This is a genomic window from Polynucleobacter sp. MWH-Aus1W21 (assembly GCF_018687275.1).
In the GTDB taxonomy this organism is placed as follows: Bacteria; Pseudomonadota; Gammaproteobacteria; order Burkholderiales; family Burkholderiaceae; genus Polynucleobacter.
Genome location: NZ_CP061287.1, coordinates 661,767 through 675,226, shown reverse-complemented (window position 1 = coordinate 675,226; position 13,460 = coordinate 661,767). Strand labels below are relative to the sequence as shown.

Sequence of the window (13,460 nt, the reverse complement as noted above, 5' to 3'; positions counted from 1 at the left end):
TCTTGATAGCTAAGCAGATATTTTCGACCATAACTCAGCTAATTTTCTGACCTTGATATCAGGACTTTCCAGCACCTTACTAGCTAATATCTGAGCTTGGTCCAGACCTATCCTAGGCTCCGCCAACTCATGGAACTTATCCACCAATTCTTGATCCGTTAGTGGCTCATCAGGATCGCCATGTCGCGTGAGCTGATGATGTGCATACACAGTGCCATCTGCCATTTCAATTTCTACCTTGGCAGAGCGATGGACTGGGAAATGCGAGGCGCATTCCGGATCTAGCGAAAGTTTTACTTTTTCTTCCATGGCATAGATTTGCGGATTACTTAATGCGCTTGGTAAGAAAGCTTTTTCTCGTACACGGCCAAGAATGATCCTAGCCGACACAGTATAGGTAAGACTAAATTTAGCCTCGAATGGTGATTTAGGATGTACATAATGGCATACCTCTACCGTTGGCTTATATCCCCCCACCCGTATCTGCTTAATTTCTTTTGAGTCAATATTGTGCGTATTTAAAAGATGAGATACCGCATCAATTGCCGGGAAGTTATGTCCACAGCAGCCATGATTCTTAAATGTCATTTGATCTATATTCCAACCTTTACTCAGATCCTTAAATAAAAGATCCCAGCGCGGGTTATCACATAAGGCAGCACCAAAGCCGGCATCGCCCTCTAGTAAATCAGGTGTACCTGTCATACCTGCTTGGGCCAATAACGCCGCATTTAAGCCCACCTCAGCTGCATGGCCAGGGTGCATTGGCTTGGTCATCGAATCTGAACGAAAGGCTTGCTGTAGACCACTAGCAAATGTGCCTGCGGTAGCCATGGCATCACAAGCTTGAGCGGCATTTAGTCGCAATAAGTGAGCACAAGCTGCTGCCGCTCCAAAAACGCCAACAGTACCAGTCGTATGAAAAAACTGATAGTGGCTTGGCTGAATAACCTTGCTGATACGAGTAGATACCTCGTAACCAACAATGATGGCTGCTAGCAAATCTTGCAAAGATTTATCTTGCGATTCAGCCAAGGCAAACGCAGCGGATATGGTTGGGCAAGCTGGGTGATAGGCACCATCGCGGAAAATATCATCGAATTCTGCGATGTGACTAATCGTTCCATTCAGAAATGCAGCCGCTCTTGAAAATGTTTTTTGTGAACTTCCAGCAATGCTACAGCTCCCTACCCCAAACTCTTCTTGATAGCCTTTACGCAATCTTTGTGCAGCATCAGTATCACTCCCTGCAATAAGGGCGCCATGCCAATCCAACAGTGCGCGTCGCGCACTGTGGAGAGTCTCAGGGGAAAAAGTGGTCTGATAGCTGCCCTCAATAAAGCTACCGAATTGCTCTAATAAAGTCATCGTTTACTCGGGCTTTGCACCAGAGGCTTTCACAATAGGTGCCCAGAGTGCGAAATCATTGCGAACAAATTTAGTAAATTCTTGAACATTCATCGGAATGGGATCCGCACCCAACCCCAGAAGCTTCTGCTTGATGGCAGGCTCTTCCAAAATACTAAGAGTGGTTTCATTTAATTTCTTAACGATTGCTGGATCTGTTCCTGCAGGAGCAAAGAACCCGAACCAAGCGCCTGTTGCAATGTCCACACCCAATTCATTCAAAGTTGGCAAATCAGGCATTGCACTGATTCTCTTTTTAGAAGAAACGGCAATCGCATTTAACTGCCCTGCTTTGATTAATGGCACGACTGAAGGTGCTGTTGCAAACATAAATTGCAAACGACCTGCCACCAAATCACGAGTTGCCTCAGCCCCCTTGTAAGGTATATGAGTTGCGTCGATATTCAGCTTTTGTGCAAACAAGTAACTGATTAAGTGCGCAGTGGTTCCAATACCAGTGGAGCCATAGTTGATGGCACCAGGGTTGGCCTTGAGGTATGCGACGAATTCTTTCCAGTTTTTAATGCCACTGCTTGAAGGCACCGCCAAGATATTCGGCACATCACCAAGCAACGCTACAGGCTGCAATGCCTTTTGTGGGTTGACAGGTAAGTTACCAAACAAGGTTGGGTTAATCGAAATCGGACCAATTGAGCTAGCTAATAAGGTATATCCATCAGGAGCTGCTCGTCCCACAACCTCAGTACCTAAGTTACCAGCAGCACCAGGCTTGTTCTCAACAACAACTGGGACCTTCCAGCGAATGCTCATTTGATTGCCTACTTCACGCGCCAAGATATCGGTAGTGCCACCTGCTGTAAACGACACAATAATCTTGATAGGCTTGTCGGGATAATTTGCTGCGGATTGTGCAAAGGCACCGGAGGCTAATGTAAATACGCAACCCAAAGATACTGCTAGCGATTGAATCAGTTTCATGTTGTTTGTCTCTTGGTTTATTTTTAGTTTAGTTAATGCAAGTGCTAATACCCTACTATGCCCTTTGATTAAAGCGCCTGTCAAATACCTCTTCCGCAATGCGATTTTTTAGTATTTCGATCGATCCGCCAGCAATCATCCAGCCACGGGTTCGCCTGACACAGTACTCCACTAGGGTTTCTTGACTATAGCCGGTAGCACCCATAATTTGTAGAGCCTCGTTAGCTACCTCAAACCCAGTGTTGTTGCAAATGAGCTTAGCGGCTGTTGTTTCATACGCCGATGGTAAGCCGCCTTCTGCATTTACCGCAGCCCTGTAAAGCATCAGCTGCGCTGCATCCAGTTTGACGGCCATCTCCGCAAACTTCCACTGGATACCCTGAAATTCGCAAATCTGTTTACCAAACTGTTCGCGCACAGAAGCATATTCCTTGGCTTTATTAAATGCATATCGACCTAAGGCAAGCGCGCGTGAAGAATTTCCAATGCGCTCGACGTTAAATCCACTAATTTGTTTTTTAAATCCACCTGGTCCCAAGAGCAACCCAGCATCCGATACAAAACAATCCTCGAAATACAGCTGCGACCACTCTTCCCCACTCATAAAGCTATTAGGCTGTCCAATCGTCAAGCCCGGTGCGCCTCGCTCTACCAATACTGAGCCAATGCCATCTAAGCCAGGACCAAAACGGACATAAACCAAAAATAATCCCGCTTCAGGGCTGTGGGTAGAGAAAACTTTAGAACCATTAATAAGGTAGCCACCGTCTACTTTCTTTGCAGAGGTGGCCAATTCCGTTACTGCAGAACCGGCTCCTGGCTCGCTCATCCCCAAACCTAGGATTTTTTTGCCCGCAAGCAAGTCGGGTAAATATTTTTCCTTTTGTTCTTCGCTAGCGTATTCAACGAAAGTTCTAATGGCGCCAAAATTACCCGCCTGCACAACATCTGCTGATTTAGGGCAATGCAAAGCCACTTCCTGAATAGCGATTACAGCATCCATTAATGTACCGCCCATACCGCCATCCTTTTCAGGAAAAGCGATACCTAGTAAACCTTGCTCGCTAATCTTCTGTGCAATCGCCCAGGGATACTCTGGACTATGTGCCCGCTCCAATGCGCCCGGAGCTAATTCTTTCTCAGCAAACTTTGACACAGCCTCCGCAAAGGCTTTTTGCTCGCTATTTAAATGAAAGTCCATATCTCGTTCCTATTTTTCTATTTCTGTTTTTCTTTGTTGATCTAGACCACTACATTTTGTGGTGAGCCAGCAGCATAAGCATTAATGTTGTCAAAGGCGATTCCAAAATACGCTTCGTAGTTATCTTGCTCTACAAATCCAATATGGGGTGTGCATAAACAATTTGAGAGATGCAATAGCGGATGATCTGCACCTAAGATCGGCTCAGACTCATAGGTATCAACTGCACCATACCCAGGCTTACCTAGTTGCAGGGCTTTTTCTAAGGCGCCTTCTTCGATCAATTCAGCACGACTAGCATTTACTAATAAGGATGTTGGTTTCATCATCGCCAAATCGGATGCTTTCACAATTCCGCGAGTCTGATCGTTCAACCTAAGTTGAAGGCAAACGATGTCGCTATTGCGGAAAAATTCTTCCTTAGTAGATGCAACGTCATAACCAGCCTGCTTTGCTTTTTCTACACTTGAATCACGACCCCATACCAAAGGCTTTGCACCAAAGGCTTTGCCGAGCTCACAGACTTGCTTGCCGATCCGGCCAAATCCATAAACACCTAACACCTTACCTGACAGCTGGCTACCTACAAAGCCCTGCCACTGACCACCTTTTAATCTATTCACCTCATCAACGAATTTTCGTAATGCAGCCAAAATTAGGAGCATATTGAGTTCAGCGGTTGCGGCGCCAGAGCCGCGGCCATCCATCACCACGATGCCTTTTGCTTTACAGGCTTCCAAATCAACATGCGAAGCCATCTTTCCTGTTTGCGAGATCACCTTGAGTTTTGGCAAGCGATCCAACAACGCTTTGTCAATGACCGTTCTTTCGCGGATAAGCACAATGGCTTCAGCATCTTTGAAGCGCTCTGCCAGAGCGTCTACACCAGTAACCGTATCGTTATAGATCTTTACGGTGTGGTTTTTTGTCTTCTCAAAGCAACTAAGCTGGCGGATGCTATCTTGATAGTCGTCAGAAATAACAATATGCATTTAGTTTCCCAGTCTTTCTTCTATTCAAACAAGACATTCAGATTGGCGCGTTTAAAGCCTGAGCCACTTTGCTTCTCAATAGTATCGATTGCAGCATTTAACTTTTCCAGACCCATCTCACGAGCCATAAATACAGGGCCGCCCTGCCAGCGTGGGAACCCATATCCATTGACTAGAGCAATATCACAATCAGTGGCATCGCCAACCACCCTCTCGGATACTAAGTGAGCCACTTCATTCACCATGGTGAGTAGTACGCGGTCTACTATTTCTTGGGAGGAAAAGTCTCTTCTCACAATATTCTTGGCTACGCTTGCTTCATCGATCACTTGGTGCACCCAGGGATCTATTGTGCGTTTTCCAGCAACATCATAAGCATAGTAACCAGACCCAGTCTTTCGGCCAAAGCGCCCTGCCAAACACAAGGAGTCTGGAATACTTACATACCGATCTGCTGGGTCTCTGTTTGCCGCCTGGCTCTTACGCATCGCCCAAGCAATATCTAGGCCAGACATGTCTGCAACCGCAAAAGGACCCATAGCAAATCCAAATTCCTCGAGCGCTTTATCTATCTGCTCTGGATAAGCACCCTCCTCCATCATGAACTCGCATTGGCGACGGTAAGCTGCATAAATTCGGTTGCCAATAAAGCCAAATGCATTAGCGCTAATTACCGGGGTTTTACCTAAACGCTTTGCAAACAATAAACCTGTAGCGATCACAGCATCTGATGTGTCTCTTAGGCGAATAATTTCCATCAACTTCATGATGTTGGCCGGACTAAAGAAATGCAGGCCAAATAAGCGCGCAGGATTACGGGTTTTAGCGGCAATAGCCTCGATATCTAAGTAAGAAGTGTTGGTTGCTAGTAATGCATCTGCTTTTGCATGCTCATCAATTTGCTTGAAGACCGCATGCTTTACTTCCATATCCTCAAAGACTGCTTCAATAATTAAGTCAGCAGAGGCAATATCAGTCCATTGTGAAGAATGTGTAAAGCGTCCCAAAGCTGCAGCTACCTTCTCGGCGCTCATCTTGCCATTTATCAGGCGAGAGCTATAAAAGTCTTCAATCTTCTTCACACCATTTGCCAATGAAGTTGCGCTTTGATCCAGCAAATGCACTGAGTAGCCGGCAGATAGACAGGCGATTGCTATGCCAGACCCCATCGTGCCAGCGCCAATCACCGCAACACGCTCTAAGGTTTTTGCTTGAGCGCTATTTAGACTCAAGGCCTTAAATAATTTACGCTCAGCAAAAAATTGATGGCGCAAAGCCTTTGCCTCAGTAGAGGTTCGAAGTCCTTGAAAAACTTCACGCTCTTTTGAGAGGCCATGATCAATTGGCATTGTCATTGCATTGAGGATCATCTCAATTGCCATTTTGATTTGTGGGCGACTTTTACCTGCCTTTAAAGCTTTTTGAGCAGCGACTTCAATATGTTCACCCTCTGTACCTGGCGTCACCAGATCACGGACTCGTGATTTTTTGCCACCAAGCTCTTTTGCCAAGATGATAGCGTGACCTAATAAATCCTCGCGGACAACTTTACTAACAATGCCCAGCTTTAAAGCTTCATCAGCCTTAATACGAGTAGCGCCACAGATAAGCTCTATAGATTTCTCAATACCAATCAGCCTTGGTAAACGTTGAGTACCGCCAGCGCCAGGAATAATCCCCAAGGTAACTTCTGGCAAACCAACTACCGCTCCTTCTTGGGCGATACGTGCATCACAACCCAAAGCAAGCTCAAAGCCACCACCCAAAGCAGTCCCATGAATGGCACAAACAACCGGCTTAGAGCAATTTTCAATAGCGGCAATTACCTGTGGCAGATGTGGCTCCGCTAGAGGCAATGAAAATTCTTTGATATCAGATCCCGCAATAAATGTAGTACCTGAACCAATAATGACTGCAGCCTGCGCTTCAGAATTTTCTTCGAGCTGAGTAATGGCATCCAATAGACCTTGGCGTACTTCTATAGATCCCGCGTTGATTGGCGGATTGTTCACGGTGATGACCATGACACCTGACTCGAGATGAGAAGTGACTTTAGTATTCATGTCCTTACTTATTTGAACCACGCAATTAATGATTGATTGATTTGATCAGCTTTTTCATACTGCACCCAATGACCTGCATCAAGAATGATTTCTGCAGTTCGATTAGGTTTGCCATGTACCAATTTTTCAAGTAAATATTCCGGGGTGCAGGTAATGTCATGCTCACCCCAAATTAATAAAGTTGGGCCAACATATATCTCCAGCTGCTCCGCCAAACCACCTGGTCTAGCAATGGGTTTGCTTCTAAAGCGCGTAGCTACGCATGCATCTCGGTGAATGCGAACGGCTAAAGGGTCAATTCTGTCGTAGGAACTTAACATTTGCTGAAACAAGTTTTCGCGCATCACGCGATTTAACTCTTCATTATTGCCGCTAGCATGAATCTCCTGCCAGGCAAGTAAATCACCCCTTGGGCGGCGAGGGCCGCCATGACCCGCGCTCCCCAATAACGCTAGCTTCCGTACACCAGCCCTTTGGTTGGCGATATGAGCCGCTACAAAACCACCAAAAGAAAATCCAGCGATATCAATTTTCTCGTTAGCACCTATCAGGGTATTGATCGTCGCTATCATGGGATCAATCATTCCAACCTGAAATTGGCTATCAAAAAATGAGGAGTCTCCAAACCCTGGCATATCTGGCACATATATATGAAAGTGCTCAGCCAATCCCTCGATATTTTTGCGCCAGTGCTCCCAGCTACCGTGGCCTCCATGAAGCAAGACTAAAGGGATGCTGTCTAAATTGGCAGAACCAAACTCGTGCCAGGACACGTGCCCGTCCCTATAGGGCACTTGATGAACGGTCTTGATTTGCTCGAGCTGCATTCTGTTTAGTTCAATACTGCAATACCATCAGCAGCTTTTACTCCGCGGCCTTCGCCAAAAACAAAGATAGGATTAATCTCGCACTCTAGCAAGCGGTCTTCAAGAGCAGCAACCATTCCTGAAAACTGAACAATCGCTTTGACTAAGCTTGCGACATCACACTTTGCTCTACCCCGATAACCATCAAGCAACGGCCAGGTTTTCAGCTCCTTCAGCATCTCCAGCGCCTCTTGCTCCGAAAATGCTCGTCCAGGATGAATGAGTCGCATATGAGTGTCTTTAAATAACTCAGCGGTGACACCGCCCATACCCACCAAAATAGCAGTGCCTAGCGGATCGCGATGCATTCCCACCATAAACTCAAGTCCACCCTGCGCCATTTCTTGAACCAAGAACTGTTTAATCGTCGCACCAGCTTTTGATTTAACGTCTGCAGACATCGCATTGATTTTGCTTGCCAGATCAGAAGATGAAACATTGAGCGCAACTCCTCCAACCTCTGTTTTATGAAGAATCTCATTCGATAGAATTTTTACAACCAGCCTATCACCCAAATCCTTTGCCGCTTCAAGATTGGGATTAATCGCATCAACAATCACTTCGCGCACCCCTGGAATTCCAAAAGCAGAGAATAGATTTTTTGCATCGCTCTCATTAAGCGAGCCATGCAAGCTAGTGATATCTAACCCAGCAGGAATGTTGATGTTCGCACCCTCATCCACCCTGGACTCTTTTAATTGGCTGGCATGCAACATACTGCCTAGTGCAACGCTACAGCTCTCTGGCTGTGAAAACGACGGGACGCCAAGCTTTGTCATGAGAGCGCCTGCGATAGGTGCATGTGGACTGACATAAGCAATCACTGGCTTATCGCTAGTTTGCATGCAATCACGTACTGCTCCAGCCATAAGGTCTGGCATAGAAAGACTTGATGATCCCAAAATGAGGATCAACGCATCGTATGTTGGGCTATCTAATAACGCACTAATGGCGCCACGCAATAAGTCAGGCTGAAGACCAGCCAAAGTCACATCAATCGGGTTGCGATCGAGCACCGCCTGATCTCCAGGCTGAAGAGCTCGCAAACGCTCTGCAGTTTTCTCATCGGGCACCGGGGTTTCAAAGCCCCACTCACCCAAACTATCGGCTACCAAGGTTCCGGCGCCACCAGTGGAAGTCAAGATGGCAACGCGCTTACCTTTTAAGACTCTTCCGGATGACAGTGCAGCAGGGATATCCAAAAAGTCTGAAAATTTATTGGCGCGAATAATTCCTGTTTGCTTAAATAACGCGTCATACATTTTGTCGGCACCTGCTAAAGCGCCTGTATGCGAGACAGCGGCCTGAATACCCGCTTCAGATTTACCTACCTTGTATACGACAATTGGCTTGCCAGCTTTTTTAGCTCTGAGCGCTGACGCGCGAAATTTATCCGGATGACGAATGCTTTCTATATAGAGCACGATTACCTTGGTGCTTGGATCATCAACCAGATAATCCACAAAATCTGCCAAGCCAAGATCTGCTTCATTACTTGTGGAGACCAGTTTTGATAAACCAAGGCCACAAGCAGTGGCACGAGATAAGAGTGAACCCAAAATTCCACCGCTTTGAGAAATCACACTGACTGAACCCTTGGGAAACTCGTCCATCTCCAAAGCACTACTTGGCGATAAGGGAATGTCGTCAGTAATGTTCACCATACCAATGGTGTTTGGCCCCAGAATCCGCATATTGCCGGCGGCTTTAATGAGCTCTTCTTGTTTTTTTAAGCCTTCTGGTCCATGTTCAGCAAATCCACTGGTTAAAACAATCGCAGCAGGTGTTCCCAGTGCAGCTAACTCTTTAACTGCAGTCAATGCTTTGTCCGTTCCAACCATCACGATGGCAACATCCGGTGTTTCTGGAAGACTCGCAATATCTGGGTAACACTTCAATCCAGCAATTTCTTCTACTCGAGGATTAATGGGATAGATCTTCCCCTTGAAATGATGCTTTTGTAAATAGGCGATTGGTCTGCCGGCAGTTTTCTTGGGGTCTGTTGATGCTCCAATAACCGCAATGCTGCGGGGCTCCATTAATTTCTGAATTGCGCCACTCATATCTTTGCCTTATTTATTTTTTGCAGCTGCAGCTTTTTCTAAAAAAGCCAATACTGATTCACGATGCTCCGTGCTGGTGTAACAAATTCCTTGAGCTTGACTGCCTTGGGCAAACACTTGCGCAGCAGTCGTTTCAAATGTTTGATTCAAGATAGTTTTACCTAAGGCTAGGGCTGTGGCAGAGCCATGACTCATTTGCTTGGCCCAAGCCTGCGCTTCTTGAACTAAAGATTCGGAATTGGTGACTTTATCCACAATGCCAATGCGCGCCGCTTCATCGATATCGACCTTTCTACCTGAAAAGATCAATTCTTTTGCCTTTACCAAGCCCACGCGCCTTGGCAAGAAATACATGCCACCGCCATCCGGAATAATCCCGCGATTAATATAAGACCAGGTAAAATTAGCGGCATCAGAAGCGATGATGAAATCGCATGCTAAGGCGGTGTCAGCCCCTAAACCAGATGCCGGGCCATTAACGGCAGCAATCACTGGCTTTGGCATAGTGTGCAATAGCGAAACAGCATGGTGCACTCGCTGTTGACGATGCCAGCCGTTATAAGCCACCTCTCCTGCCGGTGCTTTCATACGTTTTTCCATACCGGCAATATCTCCGCCCGCACAAAAACCTTTACCGTTGCCAGTCAAGACCAGAGCACGAATAGATTTATCTGCTGTAATCATTTCCAGAGCTTCGATAAATTCTGAACGCATATCGTCGTTCATGGCATTACGTTTTTCTGGACGATTTAATCGTAAGGTTGCTATACCGTCATCAACGGTCAACTCAATTAGTTGAAAAGTCATCACACTTCCTTGTTGTCAATTTTTAATCTGGGCTAATGTTGGCGTCTTTAATAACCTTGCGCCAGCGAATTTCTTCGGCTTTGACGAAATTACCAAAATCCTCTGGAGTGCCTGTTTTAATCATAAGGCCCTCGCTCTCTACCCTGCTTTTGAATGCAGGAGTTTGCACACCTTTTTTGATAGATGCATTTAATTTATTAATGACATCTGGTGGCGTGCCAGCTGGTGCGAAGTAGCCATACCAACTGCCTGCGTTATAACCAGGCACGCCACTCTCCGCAACTGTAGGAAGCTTGGCCAGCGATGGTGTGGTGGAACGTGTTGGCGTAGTCACAGCAAGAGCACGTAATTTGCCAGCGTCCACTAGGCTTCCAACTGCAGAGGCCGTGGCAAACATCACATCTACTTGTCCACCAATAACATCAGTCAAAGCTGGGCCTGCGCCCTTATAAGGTACGTGAGTTAATTTTGTACCGGCCATCGAGTTAAAAAGCTCACCCGCAAGATGGGCTGAAGTTCCACCGCCCTGTGATGCATACGATAGTTTTCCTGGATTTGCTTTTGCCGCTGCAAGAAATTCTGCAAACGTTTTATACGGGCTATCTGACGAGACCACCACAATATTCGGAGATACGCCAACCAATATCACTGGAGCAAAATCTTTATCTTGTGAGTAAGGTAACTTTGCTTTTAGGCTTGGGTTTACCGCATGAGCCAATGTTGCCACCACCAAGGTATAACCATCAGGAGCGCTCTTTGCTAAGGCATCCGTTCCAATAATGGTGCTTCCACCCGGCTTGTTATCAATCACGATGGGCTGACGCAAAGAGTCAGACATTGGTACGGCTAGTGTTCTTGCTACGAGATCGGTTCCTCCACCAGGAGCAAACGGTACGATGACCTTGATGGGTTTATCGGGATAGGCTGCAAGAATTGAAGCGCTAGCTAAACAGGCAGTCAATCCAGCTAACAGTCGACTTATAAAAATCACGCATTTTCCGCTTTTCGTGTAATGACTCACATTTGTCTCCGCATAGTGCTTATTAGGTTGTTAGGTTGTTAGGTTATTTATGAAGCAGTATCCCCCCATCCAAACCCGAAATTTATGGTTTAATTCCACTAGATGGAATTAAGAAAATCCTCCCCCAAGCTCAACCGGTCCCTGGAACGTGGGATTGAGATATTGCGCTGCTTTAAGCCCGGTATGAATTTGCTGGGCAATAGCGAGATTGCCGAACGGACCGGACTGCCACCATCTACCATTAGCCGTCTAACGCAAACCCTGGTCCTATCAGGCTTTCTGGAGCATGACAAAGAGAAGTCCGCCTACCGCTTGGCTCCCACGGTGCTAAGTCTCGGACACGCTTATAAAACCAGCTCGGTTGAGCTCAGATTGATTGAACCTTTGATGCGCAAAGCTTCTGAAAAATTGAAGCTCAATGTTGGCCTTGCTGTTGCCGATCGTCATGAAATGGTTTACCTAGAATCGATTCGGTACACCAAAAATATCGCCCTCAGAACCGTTGCTGCTGGCCAAAGAGTTCCGATTGAAAGAACTTCCCTTGGCAGGGCCTGGATTGCCAGCTTAGACCCTAAGCGTCGCGCTTCCCTGCTTTTGGAATTAAAAAATAGTGAAATAAAAAACTGGGGGCAAATAGAGCGGGAAATACTAGTGGCAATTGAATCTATGCAAAACAAAGGTTATTGTCTTGCTACTTGGTTACCCGAAATTTCCGCGATCTCTACTTCAATACAACTTTTAAATGGAAAGCACGCCGCACTCAATTTCAGTACCCCGGCTGAAAGCCAGCTACATGGTCTTCTTGAAAATTATGTACCGGCACTATTTGAATTAAAAGATAAGATTGATGCAGAACTTTACAAAATTAAACACACTTAATTAAAGATTAAAAATGAAACCTGTCTATATTTGCGATGCCATCAGAACTCCTATAGGCCGATATGGCGGGGCTTTGTCAGGGGTTCGAGCAGATGATCTGGGTGCTGTGCCGATTAAAGCTTTAATGGAGCGCAACCCTCAAGTGAAGTGGGATGAAGTGGATGAGGTCATCTATGGCTGCGCAAATCAAGCAGGCGAAGATAACCGCAATCTTGCACGCATGAGCTCCTTGTTAGCAGGGCTATCACCCGATGTTCCAGGATCCACAATCAATCGTTTATGTGGCTCAGGCATGGATGCCATTGGAACTGCTGCACGCGCTATTGCTTCTGGTGAAATTCATCTAGCAATTGCTGGTGGCGCAGAAAGCATGAGTCGCGCACCCTACGTCATGCCCAAAGCAGACTCTGCATTTTCACGGGGACACTCTTTGCAGGACACCACGATTGGTTGGCGCTTTATAAATCCCTTAATGAAAAAAGCATATGGCGTAGATTCAATGCCAGAGACAGCAGAAAATGTTGCCGATGACTTTGAGATCAACCGTGCAGATCAAGATCAGATGGCGCTGCGAAGCCAAGCTAAGGCTGCCGCCTCACAAGCAAACGGTCGCCTTGCCAAAGAAATTACACCGGTTACCATTCCCCAGAAAAAGGGGGATCCCATCGTTATCGATCAAGATGAACATCCTCGCGCAACCACCATTGAGGCGCTTGCAAAGTTAAAGCCTATCGTTCGCCCAGACGGCACTGTGACAGCAGGAAATGCTTCCGGGGTTAATGATGGTGCCTGTGCACTGCTGCTCGCCAGCGAAGAGGCTGTTAAAAAATATCAGCTCAAACCTAGAGCCAAAATTTTGGGCATGGCCACTGCTGGTGTTCCCCCGAGAATTATGGGTATTGGCCCCGCTCCAGCATCCAAAAAGATTTTGAAGCGTCTTGGTATGACAGTTGATCAAATGGATGTCATAGAACTAAATGAAGCATTTGCATCTCAAGGCCTTGCTACCCTGAGAGATCTGGGAGTTGCCGACGATGATGCGCGAGTAAATCCAAACGGAGGTGCAATCGCCTTAGGTCATCCACTGGGTATGAGCGGTGCGCGCTTGGTCACTACTGCGCTAGTTGAGCTTGAAGAAAAGCAAAAGCGTTATGCACTTTGCACCATGTGTATTGGTGTTGGCCAAGGTATCGCAATGGTAATTGAACGCGTTTAATACCAA

General features: G+C 46.5%; 11 protein-coding genes. 2 read left to right on the top strand and 9 right to left on the bottom strand.

Annotated elements, in window-relative coordinates; translation table 11 throughout:
• Positions 1–9 precede the first annotated feature (9 nt).
• The 9 genes from ICW03_RS03535 to ICW03_RS03495 are packed head-to-tail and all read right to left on the bottom strand — an operon-like array spanning position 10 to position 11,326.
• Positions 10–1,368, bottom strand: coding sequence for an MmgE/PrpD family protein (locus ICW03_RS03535; RefSeq protein WP_215349072.1), 1,359 nt, complete (start codon positions 1,366–1,368; stop codon positions 10–12).
• 3 nt (positions 1,369–1,371) lie between these two features.
• Positions 1,372–2,346, bottom strand: coding sequence for a tripartite tricarboxylate transporter substrate binding protein (locus ICW03_RS03530; RefSeq protein WP_215349069.1), 975 nt, complete (start codon positions 2,344–2,346; stop codon positions 1,372–1,374).
• 55 nt (positions 2,347–2,401) lie between these two features.
• Complete coding sequence (locus ICW03_RS03525; RefSeq protein WP_215349066.1) at positions 2,402–3,547, bottom strand: acyl-CoA dehydrogenase family protein; 1,146 nt, start codon at positions 3,545–3,547, stop codon at positions 2,402–2,404.
• Positions 3,548–3,588: 41 nt separating this feature from the next.
• Positions 3,589–4,539, bottom strand: coding sequence for a D-2-hydroxyacid dehydrogenase family protein (locus ICW03_RS03520; protein WP_215349064.1), 951 nt, complete (start codon positions 4,537–4,539; stop codon positions 3,589–3,591).
• Positions 4,540–4,559: 20 nt separating this feature from the next.
• Complete coding sequence (locus tag ICW03_RS03515) at positions 4,560–6,602, bottom strand: 3-hydroxyacyl-CoA dehydrogenase NAD-binding domain-containing protein (protein WP_215349062.1); 2,043 nt, start codon at positions 6,600–6,602, stop codon at positions 4,560–4,562.
• Positions 6,603–6,610: 8 nt separating this feature from the next.
• Entirely contained in the window at positions 6,611–7,429 is an 819-nt protein-coding gene (locus ICW03_RS03510; protein WP_215349059.1) for an alpha/beta fold hydrolase, read from the bottom strand.
• Positions 7,430–7,434: 5 nt separating this feature from the next.
• The gene (locus ICW03_RS03505; RefSeq protein WP_215349056.1) at positions 7,435–9,531 is read right to left on the bottom strand and encodes an acetate--CoA ligase family protein; all 2,097 of its coding nucleotides are present in this window, start codon (positions 9,529–9,531) and stop codon (positions 7,435–7,437) included.
• A 9-nt stretch (positions 9,532–9,540) separates the two neighbouring features.
• Positions 9,541–10,338 carry an enoyl-CoA hydratase/isomerase family protein gene (locus ICW03_RS03500; protein WP_215349053.1) on the bottom strand — a complete coding sequence of 266 codons (798 nt, stop codon included), beginning with the start codon at positions 10,336–10,338 and terminating at the stop codon, positions 9,541–9,543.
• A 22-nt stretch (positions 10,339–10,360) separates the two neighbouring features.
• Positions 10,361–11,326, bottom strand: a complete 966-nt coding sequence (locus tag ICW03_RS03495) for a tripartite tricarboxylate transporter substrate binding protein (RefSeq protein ID WP_251374486.1) — start codon at positions 11,324–11,326, stop codon at positions 10,361–10,363.
• Positions 11,327–11,461: 135 nt separating this feature from the next.
• On the opposite strand from ICW03_RS03495, the gene ICW03_RS03490 reads away from it, so the two are divergent.
• Positions 11,462–12,238: an IclR family transcriptional regulator gene (locus ICW03_RS03490; RefSeq protein WP_215349051.1), complete on the top strand. Its 777-nt coding sequence runs from the start codon at positions 11,462–11,464 to the stop codon at positions 12,236–12,238.
• A 13-nt stretch (positions 12,239–12,251) separates the two neighbouring features.
• Positions 12,252–13,454, top strand: a complete 1,203-nt coding sequence (gene pcaF / locus ICW03_RS03485) for a 3-oxoadipyl-CoA thiolase (RefSeq protein ID WP_215349048.1) — start codon at positions 12,252–12,254, stop codon at positions 13,452–13,454.
• Positions 13,455–13,460: the final 6 nt, after the last annotated feature.